Annotated in this window: 13 protein-coding genes and 1 riboswitch; of the genes, 6 read left to right on the forward strand and 7 right to left on the reverse strand. The window is 71.0% G+C overall.

Annotated features, from left to right (window positions below; all coding sequences use genetic code 11):
* Window positions 1-228: 228 nt before the first annotated feature.
* The 4 genes from groL to thrC form a co-directional block, all read right to left on the reverse strand.
* On the reverse strand, window positions 229-1,851 hold the full coding sequence (gene groL / locus ABZ622_RS03515; protein WP_358949377.1) for a chaperonin GroEL: 1,623 nt from the start codon (window positions 1,849-1,851) through the stop codon (window positions 229-231).
* Window positions 1,852-2,275: 424 nt separating this feature from the next.
* Window positions 2,276-2,482 carry a cold-shock protein gene (locus ABZ622_RS03520; RefSeq protein WP_003967346.1) on the reverse strand — a complete coding sequence of 69 codons (207 nt, stop codon included), beginning with the start codon at window positions 2,480-2,482 and terminating at the stop codon, window positions 2,276-2,278.
* Between the two features lie 422 nt (window positions 2,483-2,904).
* Window positions 2,905-3,183 (reverse strand): MoaD/ThiS family protein, encoded by a 279-nt coding sequence (locus ABZ622_RS03525; protein WP_072487929.1) that lies wholly within the window; start codon window positions 3,181-3,183, stop codon window positions 2,905-2,907.
* A 30-nt stretch (window positions 3,184-3,213) separates the two neighbouring features.
* Window positions 3,214-4,524 carry a threonine synthase gene (thrC, locus tag ABZ622_RS03530; RefSeq protein ID WP_360539892.1) on the reverse strand — a complete coding sequence of 437 codons (1,311 nt, stop codon included), beginning with the start codon at window positions 4,522-4,524 and terminating at the stop codon, window positions 3,214-3,216.
* A gap of 17 nt (window positions 4,525-4,541) precedes the next feature.
* A riboswitch (SAM riboswitch) is annotated at window positions 4,542-4,668 on the reverse strand.
* Window positions 4,669-4,821: 153 nt separating this feature from the next.
* On the opposite strand from thrC, the gene ABZ622_RS03535 reads away from it, so the two are divergent.
* Together ABZ622_RS03535 and ABZ622_RS03540 are read left to right on the forward strand one after the other, a co-directional pair.
* Complete coding sequence (locus tag ABZ622_RS03535) at window positions 4,822-5,799, forward strand: glucosyl-3-phosphoglycerate synthase (RefSeq protein WP_360539894.1); 978 nt, start codon at window positions 4,822-4,824, stop codon at window positions 5,797-5,799.
* Between the two features lie 54 nt (window positions 5,800-5,853).
* A complete protein-coding gene (locus ABZ622_RS03540) occupies window positions 5,854-7,269 on the forward strand; it encodes a trehalose-6-phosphate synthase (protein ID WP_360539896.1) in 1,416 nt (471 codons plus the stop codon).
* A gap of 14 nt (window positions 7,270-7,283) precedes the next feature.
* On the opposite strand, the gene otsB is transcribed toward ABZ622_RS03540, so the two are convergent.
* From otsB to ABZ622_RS03555, 3 genes are all read right to left on the reverse strand, one after another.
* Window positions 7,284-8,165 carry a trehalose-phosphatase gene (otsB, locus tag ABZ622_RS03545; protein ID WP_360539898.1) on the reverse strand — a complete coding sequence of 294 codons (882 nt, stop codon included), beginning with the start codon at window positions 8,163-8,165 and terminating at the stop codon, window positions 7,284-7,286.
* A gap of 345 nt (window positions 8,166-8,510) precedes the next feature.
* Window positions 8,511-8,768, reverse strand: a complete 258-nt coding sequence (locus tag ABZ622_RS03550) for a DUF3263 domain-containing protein (RefSeq protein WP_360539900.1) — start codon at window positions 8,766-8,768, stop codon at window positions 8,511-8,513.
* 56 nt (window positions 8,769-8,824) lie between these two features.
* On the reverse strand, window positions 8,825-10,045 hold the full coding sequence (locus ABZ622_RS03555) for an extracellular solute-binding protein (RefSeq protein WP_360540268.1): 1,221 nt from the start codon (window positions 10,043-10,045) through the stop codon (window positions 8,825-8,827).
* A gap of 343 nt (window positions 10,046-10,388) precedes the next feature.
* On the opposite strand from ABZ622_RS03555, the gene ABZ622_RS03560 reads away from it, so the two are divergent.
* The 4 genes from ABZ622_RS03560 (at window position 10,389) to ABZ622_RS03575 (ending at window position 14,723) form a co-directional block, all read left to right on the forward strand.
* Complete coding sequence (locus tag ABZ622_RS03560; protein ID WP_360539902.1) at window positions 10,389-11,294, forward strand: sugar isomerase; 906 nt, start codon at window positions 10,389-10,391, stop codon at window positions 11,292-11,294.
* A 135-nt stretch (window positions 11,295-11,429) separates the two neighbouring features.
* Window positions 11,430-12,362, forward strand: a complete 933-nt coding sequence (locus ABZ622_RS03565; protein WP_360539904.1) for an ROK family protein — start codon at window positions 11,430-11,432, stop codon at window positions 12,360-12,362.
* Window positions 12,362-13,516, forward strand: coding sequence for an N-acetylglucosamine-6-phosphate deacetylase (nagA, locus tag ABZ622_RS03570; RefSeq protein ID WP_360539906.1), 1,155 nt, complete (start codon window positions 12,362-12,364; stop codon window positions 13,514-13,516). The genes ABZ622_RS03565 and nagA overlap by 1 nt, the downstream gene beginning before the upstream one ends.
* Before the next feature lie 169 nt (window positions 13,517-13,685).
* Window positions 13,686-14,723 carry a 1-phosphofructokinase family hexose kinase gene (locus tag ABZ622_RS03575; protein ID WP_360539908.1) on the forward strand — a complete coding sequence of 346 codons (1,038 nt, stop codon included), beginning with the start codon at window positions 13,686-13,688 and terminating at the stop codon, window positions 14,721-14,723.
* Window positions 14,724-14,776: the final 53 nt, after the last annotated feature.

Consider the following 14,776-nt stretch of genomic DNA (forward strand, 5'->3'; position numbering starts at 1 on the left):
CGCGCACCGGCCGCGAATCGGGCGTACGTGGCGTCGCTCTTCGACCGGTGGCTGCGCGGGCACGACGACCGGCTACTCGACGGGCCCTCCGAACGCTTCCCGGAGCTGTTGTTCGCCCGGTAGCACGCAGGACGGGCGGGAGACGCACGTGGGCCCCGGGACCGAAATGGTCCCGGGGCCCACGCGGCAGAGCTGCGAAGCTGTGCCGGAACTACCGATCCGTCAGGATCAGAAGTCCATGTCACCGCCCGGCATGCCGCCCGGAGCGGCCGCGGAGGCCTTCTCCGGCTTGTCGGCGATGACGGCCTCGGTGGTGAGGAACAGCGCGGCGATGGACGCGGCGTTCTGCAGAGCGGAACGCGTGACCTTCGCCGGGTCGAGGATGCCCTCGGCGATCATGTCGACGTACTCGCCGGTCGCGGCGTTCAGACCGTGGCCGACGGCCAGGTTGCGCACCTTCTCGACGACGACGCCGCCCTCAAGACCACCGTTGACGGCGATCTGCTTGAGCGGGGCCTCCAGCGCCAGCTTGACGGCGTTGGCGCCGGTCGCCTCGTCACCCGAGAGCTCCAGCTTCTCGAAGACGGCCGAGGCCTGGAGCAGAGCCACGCCACCACCGGCGACGATGCCCTCCTCGACGGCGGCCTTGGCGTTGCGCACCGCGTCCTCGATGCGGTGCTTGCGCTCCTTGAGCTCGACCTCGGTCGCGGCACCGGCCTTGATGACGGCCACGCCGCCGGCCAGCTTCGCGAGGCGCTCCTGGAGCTTCTCGCGGTCGTAGTCCGAGTCGGAGTTCTCGATCTCGGCGCGGATCTGGTTGACCCGGCCCTGGACCTGGTCGCTGTCACCGGCACCGTCGACGATGGTCGTCTCGTCCTTGGTGATGACGACCTTGCGGGCGCGGCCAAGCAGGTCGAGACCGGCGTTCTCCAGCTTGAGGCCGACCTCCTCGGAGATGACGGTGCCACCGGTGAGGATGGCGATGTCGCCGAGCATGGCCTTGCGGCGGTCACCGAAGCCCGGGGCCTTGACGGCGACGGACTTGAAGGTGCCACGGATCTTGTTGACGACCAGGGTCGACAGGGCCTCGCCCTCGACGTCCTCGGCGATGATCAGCAGCGGCTTGCCGGACTGCATGACCTTCTCCAGCAGCGGAAGGAGGTCCTTCACGTTGCTGATCTTCGAGTTGACGATCAGGATGTACGGGTCGTCCAGGGACGACTCCATGCGCTCCATGTCGGTGGCGAAGTACGCCGAGATGTAGCCCTTGTCGAAGCGCATACCCTCGGTGAGCTCCAGCTCCAGACCGAAGGTCTGGGACTCCTCGACGGTGATGACGCCTTCCTTGCCGACCTTGTCCATGGCCTCGGCGATGAGCTCGCCGATCTGGGTGTCGGCGGCGGAGATGGAGGCTGTCGAAGCGATCTGCTCCTTGGTCTCCACGTCCTTGGCCTGCTCCAGGAGGGCGGCGGAGACGGCCTCGACGGCCTTCTCGATACCCCGCTTGAGGGCCATCGGGTTGGCACCCGCGGCGACGTTGCGCAGACCCTCGCGGACGAGAGCCTGGGCGAGAACGGTGGCGGTGGTCGTACCGTCGCCGGCGACGTCGTCCGTCTTCTTGGCGACCTCCTTGACCAGCTCCGCACCGATCTTCTCGTACGGGTCCTCCAGCTCGATCTCCTTGGCGATGGAAACACCATCGTTGGTGATCGTGGGGGCGCCCCACTTCTTCTCAAGGACGACGTTGCGACCCTTGGGGCCAAGGGTGACCTTGACGGCGTCGGCGAGCTGGTTCATGCCGCGCTCGAGACCGCGCCGGGCCTCCTCGTCGAACGCGATGATCTTGGCCATGTGAAGTGGTCCTCCCGGACAGGGGTGGATTTCTCCGGACCGAGTGGCGCCCGCGACGGACGGCCTGCGTGACCGGCGGTTCCTTGCCCCACCGACCTGCGGGCCTCACCGGCCCGGTCCAAGTTCTGTCACTCTCACCTGGAGAGTGCTAACGCAATGATTAGCACTCGACCCCCGAGAGTGCAAGCGTCCCCCTCCGGATGTGGACAACGGCGGACGGCCGTGGAGGGCTGTGGACGAGGGCCGCGGCGGCTGTGGGCGAGGGCCGTGCAGGGCTGCGGACGAGGGTCGCGCAGGGCTGCGGACGAAGGCCGTGCAGAGCTGCGGACAACACCCGGCGCGCGTCAGGACGCGCTGAGGGCCCGTACCCCCGGGGTACGGGCCCTCAGCGCGTGAGTGGTGTCGTTGGCCGACCGCGCCGAACTCAGCCGACGGCGAGCTTGACCATGTCTGCCTGCGGCCCCTTCTGGCCCTGCGAGATCTCGAATTCAACTCGCTGACCCTCTTCGAGGGTGCGGTACCCGTCCATCTGGATCGCGCTGTAGTGGACGAAAACATCCGCACCACCGTCGACCGCGATGAAGCCGTACCCCTTCTCCGCGTTGAACCACTTGACGGTGCCCTGAGCCATGCCTAACTCCCCTATTACTGGCCCTTGCGCAGGACCGCACTTCGCGGACCCGGGTCAGAACTCACCCTCCGACAGGAGAGGGTGTGTGCGCCGGAACGCGTCGACCGCGGCTGAATGTATCTGCCCAACTGCCCTCTGCAACAGGTCAATCGGACGAGAATTCTCGGCCGCGCCGAACGCCCGAATATGCGCGATTCATGAGGTTCCTGGGCAAGTCGGGCCAGGCAAAGGCGACTTATGCCGCAAGGGCAACACACACTTTGGCTGCATCTTGTCGCGACCAGGCGCATTCTCATATGCGGGCGGCGCGGGGCAGCTGGGGGGACTTCCCACACTGTACCCCGCTCAACCATGCAGAATTGCCCCCTCCGCTTCAAACGCGGAGGGGGCAATTCGATAACGCGATGCGGCCGGACGGGGCGTCAGCAGCCGCCCGCCACCGCCGGGATGATCGAGATGCCGGCGCCGTCGGGCGTCGCGGTCTCCAGGCCGCCCTCGAAGCGCACGTCGTCGTCGTTGACGTACACGTTCACGAAGCGGCGCAGCTTGCCCTGGTCGTCCAGGACGCGGGCGGCGATGCCCGGGTGGTTCTGCTCCAGGGACTCGATGACCTGGGAGAGGGTCGAGCCCTCGGCCGGGACCTCGGCCTGGCCGCCCGTGTAGGTACGGAGGATGGTGGGGATGCGGACCTTGACGCTCATGGCGGGTGCCCTTCCTGAAGTCTCGGGTGGTCAGCTGGTGGCGAGGCCGGCGGCGCGGAACGCGTCCAGGCTGGGACGGATCGTCGCGGTCGCCTGAGAGGTTTCGGCCACCGCGTCGAGGGTCTTGAGACCGTCACCCGTGTTGAGTACGACGGTGGTCAGCGACGGGTCGATCAGACCGGCCTCGATGAGCTTCTTCGTCACGCCGACCGTCACACCGCCCGCCGTCTCCGCGAAGATGCCCTCGGTGCGCGCCAGCAGCTTGATCGCGTCGACGACCTGCTCGTCGTTCACGTCCTCCACGGCGCCGCCGGTGCGGCGGGCGATGTCCAGGACGTACGGGCCGTCGGCCGGGTTGCCGATCGCCAGGGACTTGGCGATCGTGTTCGGCTTCTGCGGCCGGACGACGTCGTGGCCGCCCTTGTACGCGACCGAGACCGGGGAGCAGCCCTCGGCCTGGGCGCCGAAGAGCTTGTACGGCTTGTCCTCGACCAGGCCGAGCTTGATCAGCTCCTGGAGCCCCTTGTCGATCTTGGTGAACTGCGAGCCGGACGCGATCGGGATGACCAGCTGGTCCGGGAGCCGCCAGCCGAGTTGCTCGCAGATCTCGTACGCCAGGGTCTTGGAGCCCTCGCCGTAGTACGGCCGCAGGTTGACGTTGACGAAGCCCCAGCCCTCGCCGAGCGGGTCGCCGATGAGCTCGGAACAGAAGCGGTTGACGTCGTCGTAGTTGCCCTCGATGCCGACCAGTTCCCCGCCGTACACCGCGGCCATGACGACCTTGCCCTGCTCCAGGTCGTGCGGGATGAACACGCAGGAGCGGAAGCCGGCGCGGGCGGCGGCGGCGCCGACGGCACCGGCGAGGTTGCCGGTGGAGGAGCAGGAGAGGGTGGTGAAGCCGAAGGCGCGGGCGGCCTCGATGGCCTGGGCGACGACCCGGTCCTTGAAGGAGTGCGTGGGGTTGCCGGAGTCGTCCTTGACGAACAGCTTGCCCTGCTCGACGCCGAGCTCACGGGCGAGGTTGTCGGCCTGGACGAGCTTGGTCCAGCCGGGGTTCAGGTTCGGCTTCTCGGCGACGTCGGCGGGGACCGGCAGCAGCGGCGCGTAGCGCCAGATGTTGGCCGGGCCCGCCTCGATGCGCTTCTTCAGCTCTTCGGGAGAGCCGCTCGGCAGGTCGTACGCGACTTCGAGCGGCCCGAAACAGGACGCGCAGGCGAAAATGGGGCCGAGTTCGAATCGCTCGCCGCACTCGCGGCAGGAAAGGCCCGAGGCGGGGCCGAGGTCGACGGATCGGGCGTCGGCGGAGGAATTGGTGCTTACTGCAACGGTCTGCGCAGCCATGGTGGCGAGGCCCTTTCTCCTCATCTTCCTCGCGGCGCGTTTCGCCACGAGACGGAATTGGCACCTTCCCCACCTGACCTCGCGGTCGGCGGGAGGGTTGCCGGGACTTCAACGGGCCGTTCCCTCAGTCCCTCTGGATGAGCGCTGTGGCACCGGATCTTCGATCCGGGCGTTTATCGGCGGACGGACCCCGGCATGCGATGGTCGTCCGCGTTGTTCAAGACTGTAACCGAAGCACCGGACTGTTGAGATAGTCGTCCGAACCGCGAGATGGATCACACACAGGGAGTATCGACCGTGCTGGAAGAGGTCGAATGCTGGCTGGCCAGGCGTTCCTGGTCGGCCGCCGACCGTCCGATGGACCGCCTGCTGGCCGCCAGGGCCGCGGAGGCGGGCCGCGGGAGCGTCAGTGTCGTACTGCCCGCGCTGAACGAGGAGGCGACGGTCGGCGAGATCGTCGCGACGATCCGGCGCGAGCTGATGGAGAAGGTCCGGCTGGTCGACGAGCTCGTGGTGATCGACTCCGGTTCCACCGACGCCACCGCCGAGGTGGCCCGGGAGGCCGGCGCCCGGGTGGTGCACCGCGACGCGATACTCCCCCGGATCCCGGCCGTACCCGGCAAGGGCGAGGTGCTGTGGCGTTCGCTCCTGGTGACCGGGGGCGACATCGTCTGCTTCATCGACGCCGACCTGAAGGACTTCTCGGCGGACTTCGTCTCCGGCATCGTCGGCCCGCTGCTGACCGAGCCGGACGTGCAGTTCGTGAAGGCGATGTACGACCGCCCGTTCGGCACCGGTCCCGATGGGCCCGCCGTCGGCAGGACGGCGGGGCAGGGCGGCCGGGTGACCGAGCTGGTGGCCCGTCCGCTGCTCAATCTGCACTGGCCGCAGCTGGCCGGTTTCGTCCAGCCGCTGGGCGGCGAGTACGCCGTGCGCCGCTCGCTGCTCGAACGGCTGCCCTTCCCCGTCGGCTACGGCGTGGAGCTGGGCCTGCTCGTCGACGCGCTGCACACGGTGGGGCTGGACGCGCTGGCCCAGGTCGATGTGGGGGTGCGCAAGCACCGGCACCAGGACGGGCAGGCGCTCGGCCGGATGGCGGCGGCGATCTACCGCACCGCCCAGCTGCGGCTCTCCCGCGGCCACCTGATCCGCCCGGTCCTCACCCAGTTCGAGCGCGGCGAGAACGGCTTCGTACCGCGCACCCATGCCGTGGACACCGAGGAGCGTCCCCCGATGTGCGAGATCGAGGAGTACGTTTCGCGCCGCGCGGCCTGACGTGGTCTGACTTCGCACGTTTGGGCGGTTCGTGATCGGGCTAGATTCCGCAACATGGTCTCCGAGCACGATGCCCAGCCCGCTGCCCGGTCCGGCGTCCGGTCCGATGCCCAGGTCCTCGTCGCGTCCAACCGCGGCCCGGTCTCGTACACCCTGGGAGAGGACGGATCGCTCGACGCGAGACGCGGCGGCGGCGGTCTCGTCTCCGGGCTGAGCGCCGTCGACGACAAGCTGTGGGTGTGTGCCGCGCTCGGTGCCGGGGACCGGGAGGCGGTCCGGCGCGGGGTCGCCGAGCAGGGCGTACGGATGCTCGACATCGACGCGGAGGTGCACGCCGACGCGTACAACGGCATCGCCAACTCGGTGCTCTGGTTCGTCCACCACATGCTGTACCAGACGCCGCTGGAACCGGTCTTCGACGCGGAGTTCCGGCGGCAGTGGGCGTCGTTCGAGACCTACAACCGGGCCTTCGCCGAGGCGCTCGCCGAGGAGGCGGGGCAGGGTGCGGCGGTGCTGGTGCAGGACTACCACCTGGCGCTGGTGCCGGGCATGCTCCGCGAGCTGCGCCCCGATCTGCGGATCGGCCACTTCTCGCACACCCCGTGGGCGCCCGTCGACTACTTCCGGCTGCTCCCCGACGACATCGCCGAGCAGTTGCTGCACGGCATCCTGGGCGCGGACCGGGCGGCGTTCCTGACCCGGCGCTGGGCGGACGCGTTCATCGGCTGCTGCACCCAGATCCTGGGCGGCACCGGGCGGACCAGGATCGGGGTGCACGGGCTCGGCGCGGACGCGGACTTCCTGCGCCGCCGGGCCCACGAGGCGGATGTGGACGAGCGGATGGCGGCGCTGCGCGAGCAGACCGGTCCCGGCCGGAGGACGATCGTACGGGTGGACCGAACGGAACTGTCCAAGAACATCGTGCGCGGCCTGCTCGCGTACCGCGCACTCCTGGACGAGCGGCCCGAGTGGCGCGAGCGCGTCGTCCATGTCGCCTTCGCCTACCCCTCCCGGCAGGACCTGGCGGTGTACCGCGACTACACGGCCGAGGTGCGGCGGGTCGCCGACGAGATCAACGCCGTGTACGGCACGGCGGGCTGGACGCCGGTGGTGCTGCACGTCAAGGACGACTTCGCCCGCTCGCTCGCCGCGTACCGGCTGGCCGACGTGGCGCTCGTCAACCCGATCCGCGACGGTATGAACCTGGTGGCCAAGGAGATCCCGGTCGTCTCCGACCACGGCTGCGCGCTGGTGCTGTCCCGGGAGGCGGGCGCCTACGAGGAGCTGGGCAGCGACGCGGTGGTGGTCAATCCGTACGACGTCTCCGCGACGGCGGCGGCGCTGCACGAGGCGCTGACGATGGCGGACGACGAACGGGCGGCGCGCACCGAACGCCTGGCAGCGGCGGCGGTCGTGCTGCCGCCGCAGCAGTGGTTCCTGGACCAGCTGGACGCGCTACGGCGGGACTGAGGCGGGGACGGGCGTCAGATCCGCCGGGCCAGCGCCGCCAGGAATCCGACGACGTCGCCCGGTCCGGCCAGCAGCAGATCGGCCCGCTCGGCCAGTTCGGGCACCTCCGCGCTGCCGCTGCACACCAGCAGGCCGGGGATGCCGTCGGCGCCGTCGGCGCGGAGCTTCTCCACCGCGGCGTAGGCGGCGAGGTCGCCGAGGTCGTCGCCCGCGTACAGCACGGACTCGGCGTCCGTCTCCCGTACGTACTGGGCGAGCGCCACGCCCTTGTCCATGCCGGGCGGGCGCAGCTCCAGGACCAGCCGGCCGGGTTCGACGATCAGGCCGTGCCGGGTGGCGAGCTCGCCGAGCGGGCCGCCCAGCGCCTCGAACGCGGCCTGCGGGTCGGCGGCCCGGCGGGTGTGGACGGCGATCGCCCGGCCCTTCTCCTCGACCCAGGTTCCGTGCCAGGAGCCGGACCGGTCGAGCACGCCGGGGAGTTCGGCGCGGACCGAGGCGATGCCGGGGTGCGGGGCGGGGGCGTGGACGGTGCCGGACACCGCGTCCCAGCGCTCGGCGCCGTAGTGGCCGAGGACGACGAGGTGGTCGAGGCCCCGCACCCCGGCGAAGCCGCCGTGCCGGACCGCGACGCCGGCCGGGCGGCCCGTGATCACGGCGATGGAGGCCACTTTCGGGGCGAGCGCGACGAGGGCGTCGACGGCACCGGGGTGGGCGCGGGCCTGTTCCGGGTCCGGGACGATGTCGGCGAGGGTGCCGTCGAAATCGAGCGCGATCACGGCGCGGTCGGGGCGGGCGAGGATCGCGGCGAGGGCCTCTTGGCCGGGTGCGGTGGTGGGGGTCGGGAGTGCGGATGTGGGTGCGGGTTCGGGTGCGGGTGCTTCCGGGTTGCTGCCCATGAGGGGAGCCTATAGCCGGGGCGGGGAGTTGGGGCGGTGCGGGCGTATTCGGGGGCGCTGCCCCCGGACCCCCGCTCCTCAATCGCCGGAGGGGCTTGAGTTCGCGCTGCCGGAAGGCCCTCGGTGAACCGAAGCGCTCGGATTCAGGCCCGCCGGAAAGCCTCGCTGAGCGGAAGGCCATCGAATTCGGGCCGCCGGAAGACCTCGCTGAGCGGAAGGCCATTGAATTCGGACCGCCGAAGGGGCTCCACCGAGCGGAAGGCCATCGAGTTAGAGCCGCCGAAGGGGCTTCACTGAGCCGAGGGTCCTGAATTCCCGGCTCCCGAAGGGGCTCTGATCCGGCTCTCAGCGCCGTTCGCGCCGTGCGTCCCGCACCCGGCGCAGGCGGTTCACCGTCACCGGGTCCGCCGCCAGTGCGCGGCGGTCGTCGAGCAGGGCGTTGAGGAGCTGGTAGTAGCGGGTGGGCGAGATGCCGAGCTGTTCGCGGATCGCCCGTTCCTTCGCACCGGGGCCGGACCACGACTGCCGTTCGACGGCGAGCACGGCACGGTCCCGGTCGGAGAGGCCGTCGGTGTCGTCGGGGCCGGACGTGGGGGCGGTCATATCAGCCAACATATCGCCCGTCCGGAGCGCCGCCACCCGCTGCTCCGCACCGCCCGCTACTCCGCGTGCTCCGCCGCCGCCGAGTCGCGCGCGATCTTCCCCAGCACGTTCTCGGGGCTGCCGTCCGGCTCGACCGCCTTGCCGATGTTCTCCTTGATCGACTCGCTGGACCGGGCCCAGGACGTCTTGCCGAACGGGTAGAACTGCGAGTTCGGCAGCGCGGCCAGGAACTTCCACAGCGGCTTGAACCTGGCGTCGGACTCCATGGCCGCGGAGGCGCTGTCGGTGACCGGGAGCAGGTCGTACTCGTCGGCGAAGTCGATGACGTTCTTGTCGGTGAACAGATAGTCGAAGAACTTGCCCAGCGGCACCCGGTGGCCGTTCTGCTTGAAGCCCATGATCCAGTCGGCCACGCCCAGCGAGCCCTCGCTCGGGCCGTCGATGCCGGGCAGCGGCACCATGCCGACGGAGACGCCCTTGCGCTCGGCCTCCTGCATCAGCGTGGGATGGCCGTTCAGCATGCCGACCTTGCCGTCGGTGAACGCGTCGAACGCCTTCTGCCGGTCGAGCCTGCCGGGGGCGACGGGGCCGACGAGGCCCTTGTCGACCAGGTTCGTCTTCAGCCAGTCGAAGGTCCGGACGTTCTCGGCCGAGTCGATCTCGTACGAGCCGCTGTCGTCGATCAAGCCGCCGCCCCCGCTGAGCAGCCACATCGTGGTCTCGGCCTGCGGCTCCTCCGGTCCGAGCGGCAGCGCGAACGGACAGGTCACCCCGCGCTGCTTGAGCAGCGCCGCGTCGTCGCGTATGTCGTCCCAGGTCTTCGGGGCGTCCAGGCCCGCCTGCGCGAAGAGCTTCTTGTTGTAGAAGAGCAGCCGGGTGCTGGCGACGAACGGCAGTCCGTACTGGGTGCGGTCCAGGCTGCCCGCGTCGGCGAGGGACGGCAGGAAGTTGGCCTGGGTGCGGATGGAGAGCATCTGGTCGGCCCGGTAGAGCTTGCCGGCCTTGGCGTAGCCGGCGTACGCGCCGATCTGGGCGATGTCGGGGGCCTGCCCCTTCTTCACCATCGCGGCGACCTCGCGGTCGATGTCCTTCCAGGAGTAGACGCTGACGTCGACGTCGATGCCGGGGTGGGACGCCTCGAAGCCCTTGACCAGCCGGTCCCAGTACTTCTCGGAGCTGTTGGCCGGACCGTTGCCGTAGTCGGCCGCGACGAGCCTGAGGGTGATGTCCCCCGGGCCGCTGCCGGTGTTGCCGCAAGCCGACAACGTCGCTGTCATGCCCAGCGCGGTCACTGCCGCGATCAGTACCCGGTGGCGCAACCGCACAGCCCAGTCCGTCCTCACCCATCGAGTCGCCCGTACCCGCCACGCCGTCGTGGGGCCCTTCGGACGAGGTGTGATCCTCCCCCAGCCCGTTGCCGATGGTCTACACCACAACGGGTATCGCTTTCGCAACGTAACCGGGCCCTTACCCGGTCGCGCCGGGCTGGGAGCATGGCCCCGCCGCACGCCTACCGCTGAGTAGGCTTCGGCGCGGGATCCTCCGGGATCCGGACCCCGCCCCACCGCTGTGCCGTACCGCCCGCACCGTTACGTCCCACGCCGCAAGGAGCCGTCCAGCATGTCGCGTACCGCATCGGAAATTGCCACCCAGCCCGGCTGCTGGCGGCGTGCCGCCGAGGCGGCGGCGTTCGACGGGCTGCCGCGCCCCGGTGAGCGGGTCGCGGTCACCGGGTGCGGCACCTCCTGGTTCATGGCCATCGCGTACGCGGCGCTGCGGGAGGCGGCCGGGCAGGGCGAGACGGACGCGTACCCCTCCTCGGAGTTCCCAGCCGGGCGCCCGTACGACCGGGTGGTGGCGATCACCCGGTCCGGCACCACGACCGAGGTGCTGGAGCTCCTCGGCGAGCTGCGCGGCAGGGTCGCCACCGTCGCGCTGACCGCCGATCCGGGGACGCCGGTCATGGCCGCCGCCGACGCGGTGGCCGTACTGGACTGGGCGGACGAGGAGTCGGTCGTGCAGACCCGGTTCGCCACCACCGCGCTGGCCTTCCTGCGGGCCGGCCTGGAGGCGTCGGGCCCGCTTCCGGCCGGGGTGAAGACGGTGGCCGCCGCGGTGGTGGACGCGGAGCTGGCGGTGACCGAGCCGCTGGACGCGGCGGTGGTCTCGGCCGAGCAGTGGACGTTCCTGGGGCGCGGCTGGACGTACGGGCTGGCGCAGGAGGCCGGGCTGAAGATGCGCGAGGCGGCGGGCGCCTGGACGGAGTCGTACCCGGCGATGGAGTACCGCCACGGTCCGATCTCGATCACCGGGCCGCACCGGGTGGCATGGGTGTTCGGCCGGCTGCCGGAGGGGCTGGCCGGGGACGTGGCGCGGGTGGGCGGCACGCTGGTCGCGCACGCCACGGCGGATCCGATGGCGGATCTGATCCGGGCGCAGCGGCTGGCGGTCGAGCTGGCGGAGTCGAAGGGGTACGACCCGGACCGGCCGCGCAACCTCTCGCGCAGCGTGATCCTTTCCTCCTGATCCTCTCCTCCTGAAGCCCCCTTGGGGCGGCCCGGGTTCCGCACCGCAAAGTCATGGCCACGATTTTGTATGGATCCGCAACAAACCGGGATAGTGGACTAGACCTTTTTGGTTCCGCGGGCGAAACTGTTTCCCGTGAAACACGTCATCGCCCTCGATGTGGGCGGCACCGGAATGAAGGCCGCACTGGTCGGGGCCGACGGCACCCTGCTGTACGAGGCGCGGCGGGCCACCGGCAGAGAGCGCGGCGCCGAAGCCGTCGTGGAGTCGATCCTCGCCTTCGCCGCCGATCTGCGGGCGTACGGCGAGGAGCACCTCGGCGAGAGCGCGGTCGCGGCCGGCGTCGCCGTGCCCGGCATCGTCGACGCCGAGAACGGGATCGCGGTCTACGCCGCGAACCTGGGCTGGCGCGACGTGCCCATGCGGCAGCTGCTCGGCGAGCGGCTCGGCGGCGTTCCCGTCGCACTCGGCCACGACGTACGCACCGGCGGGCTCGCCGAGGGCCGGATCGGCGCGGGCAAGGACGCCGACCGCTTCGTCTTCGTACCGCTGGGCACCGGCATCGCCGGCGCCATCGGCATCGCGGGCACGATCGAGGCCGGCGCGCACGGATACGCGGGCGAGATCGGGCACATCGTGGTCCGGCCGGACGGGCCGGACTGCAGCTGTGGCCAGCGCGGCTGTCTGGAGACCCTGGCGTCCGCGTCCGCAGTCAGCCGTGCCTGGGCCGCCGCCTCCGGCGACCCCGAGGCGGACGCCGCGGACTGCGCGAAGGCCGTCGAGTCCGGCGACCCGGCGGCCGTGGCGGTCTGGCAGAACGCGGTCGACGCGCTCGCCGCCGGGCTGGTCACCGCGCTGACGCTGCTCGACCCGCGCACCCTCATCATCGGTGGCGGTCTCGCCGAGGCCGGGGAAACCTTGTTCACACCACTCCGTGCGGCCGTCGAGGAACGGGTCACGTTCCAGAAGCTGCCCCACATCGTCCCGGCGGCCCTCGGGGACACCGCCGGATGCCTGGGCGCAGGGCTGCTCGCCTGGGATCTTCTCTCCACGGAGGTATCCGCCTGATGGCCGGACGCGCAGACAGCACAGTTCTCGCAGGTGCCCGGGTGGTGCTTCCCACCGGGACGGTCGAGAACGGCCGGGTGATCGTCGAGGGCACCCGGATCACCGGTGCCGCGGCGGAGGGCGCACCGACCGTCGACCTGAGCGGCCACTGGGTGGTCCCCGGCTTCGTCGACATGCACAACCACGGCGGTGGCGGCGCCTCCTTCACCTCCGGCACCGTGGACGAGGTCCTCACCGGCATCCGGACCCACCGCGAGCACGGCACCACCACCCTGGTCGCCTCCATGGTCACCGGCGAGATGGACTTCCTGGCCCACCGGGCCGGAGTCCTGTCCGAGCTGGTGGAACAGGGCGACCTGGCGGGCATCCACTTCGAGGGGCCGTTCATCTCGCCGTGCCGCAAGGGCGCGCACAGCGAGGAGCTGCTGCGCGACCCCGACCCGGCCGAGGTCCGCAAGCTGATGGACGCGACGCGCGGCACGGCGAAGATGTTCACGCTCGCCACCGAACTGCCGGGCGGCATCGACTCGGTGCGGCTGCTCGCCGAGCACGGCATCATCGCCGCGATCGGCCACACCGACGCCACGTACGAGCAGACCGTCGAGGCGATCGACGCGGGCGCCACCGTCGCCACGCACCTCTTCAACGCGATGCCGCCGCTCGCCCACCGTGAGCCCGGCCCGATCGCGGCGCTGCTGGAGGACGAGCGGATCACCGTCGAGCTGATCAACGACGGCACCCATCTGCACCCCGCGGCCCTGCAGCTGGCCTACCACCACGCGGGCGCCCACCGCGTCGCGCTGATCACGGACGCCATGGACGCGGCCGGTTTCGGCGACGGGCTCTACCAGCTCGGCCCGCTCGCGGTCGAGGTCAAGGACGGCGTCGCGCGGCTGGTCGAGGGCAACTCGATCGCGGGCTCCACGCTCACCCAGGACACCGCCTTCCGCCGGGCCGTGACCGTCGACCGGATCCCGGTCGGCGACGTCGTGCAGTCCATCTCCGCCAACCCGGCCCGGCTGCTCGGCGTGTACGACCGGGTCGGCTCGCTGGAACCGGGCAAGGACGCCGACCTGGTGGTCCTGGACGCGGACTTCGGGCTCAAGGGCGTCATGCGAAAGGGCGAATGGATCAAGGAGCCGCAAATCGGCTGATCCGTCCCATTGTTGACGGCGGGTCGAATACGTAACGAAGAGACAGCGGTTGGTCCACGGCTCTGGGCCGACCGCCACCTCTTTGGCATGATCGCCTGGAAAACAGCTGGAGAAAGCGCATTCCCCCAAGGTCTCGCGCTTCGGAGCAGGGATCGAGGGAGCGGCCGCGGTGATCCTCACGGTCACACTGAATACGGCACTCGACCTGACGTACGGCGTCCCGGAACTCGTCCCGCACGCCAGCCACCGCGTCAGCGAGATGTCCGAGCGACCCGGCGGCAAGGGGCTGAACGTGGCCCGGGTGCTCTCCGCGCTCGGCCACCGGACCGTGGTCACCGGCTTCGCCGGAGGCGCCACCGGGGCGGTGCTCCGCGAACTGCTGGCCGGCCTGTCACCGCGGGAGCCCGCCGACCCGGGCGGCACGGACGCGCCCGAGCCCGGAACGGCCCCCGAGGCCGGAGCCGCCCCCGGGGCCGCCCCCGCGGCGACGGCCCCCGCCCCGGTCACCGACGCCCTCGTCACCGTCGCCGGGAACACCCGCCGCACCATCGCCGTCGTGGACCGGGCCACCGGCGACACCACCCAGCTCAACGAACCCGGCCCGCTCGTCACCGCCGACGAGTGGACCGCCCTCCTGGCCCGGTACGAGGAGCTCCTCGCCGGAGCCGACGCCGTCGCGCTCTGCGGCAGCCTGCCGCCCGGCATCCACGTCGGCGCCTACGCGGAACTGGTCCGGGCGGCCCGCACCGCCGGCGTCCCGGTGCTCCTGGACACCAGCGGCGAACCGCTGCGCCGGGGCATCGCCGCCCGCCCCGACCTGATCAAGCCGAACGCCGACGAGCTCGCCCAGCTCACCGGGTCCCGCGAACCGATGCGCGCCACCCGCGACGCCCGCCGTCGCGGCGCGCACGGGGTCATCGCCTCGCTGGGCCCCGACGGCATGCTGGCGGTCACCCCCGACGGGATCTGGCAGGCAGCGCCGCCCGCCAGGGTCCCGGGCAATCCGACCGGCGCGGGCGACTCCGCCGTGGCCGGGCTGCTGTCCGGACTCGTCGAGGGGCTGAGCTGGCCGGACCGGCTGCGGCGGGCGGTGGCACTGTCGACGGCGACCGTGCTCTCCCCGACGGCCGGTGATTTCGACCGCGCGGCCTACGAGGAACTGCTGCCGCGCGTCGGAATCGAGGAACACGCACCGGCGGCCCGATGACTGCCGGGCGACCTCCGGCCGGAAGTCGCCCGACAGCCTCTGAGAGGCCGCGC

This window comes from Streptomyces sp. NPDC007164 (assembly GCF_040634135.1).
Lineage (GTDB): Bacteria > Actinomycetota > Actinomycetes > Streptomycetales > Streptomycetaceae > Streptomyces > Streptomyces sanglieri.

Coding starts and splice junctions, on each gene's coding strand:
- ABZ622_RS03540 (WP_360539896.1), top strand. CDS start 5,854: ATGGTCTCCGAGCACGATGCCCAGCCCGCTGCCCGGTCCGGCGTCCGG.
- nagA (WP_360539906.1), top strand. CDS start 12,362: ATGGCCGGACGCGCAGACAGCACAGTTCTCGCAGGTGCCCGGGTGGTG.
- ABZ622_RS03550 (WP_360539900.1), bottom strand. CDS start 8,768: ATGACCGCCCCCACGTCCGGCCCCGACGACACCGACGGCCTCTCCGAC.
- ABZ622_RS03555 (WP_360540268.1), bottom strand. CDS start 10,045: ATGACAGCGACGTTGTCGGCTTGCGGCAACACCGGCAGCGGCCCGGGG.
- otsB (WP_360539898.1), bottom strand. CDS start 8,165: ATGGGCAGCAACCCGGAAGCACCCGCACCCGAACCCGCACCCACATCC.
- thrC (WP_360539892.1), bottom strand. CDS start 4,524: ATGGCTGCGCAGACCGTTGCAGTAAGCACCAATTCCTCCGCCGACGCC.
- ABZ622_RS03560 (WP_360539902.1), top strand. CDS start 10,389: ATGTCGCGTACCGCATCGGAAATTGCCACCCAGCCCGGCTGCTGGCGG.
- ABZ622_RS03520 (WP_003967346.1), bottom strand. CDS start 2,482: ATGGCTCAGGGCACCGTCAAGTGGTTCAACGCGGAGAAGGGGTACGGC.
- ABZ622_RS03525 (WP_072487929.1), bottom strand. CDS start 3,183: ATGAGCGTCAAGGTCCGCATCCCCACCATCCTCCGTACCTACACGGGC.
- groL (WP_358949377.1), bottom strand. CDS start 1,851: ATGGCCAAGATCATCGCGTTCGACGAGGAGGCCCGGCGCGGTCTCGAG.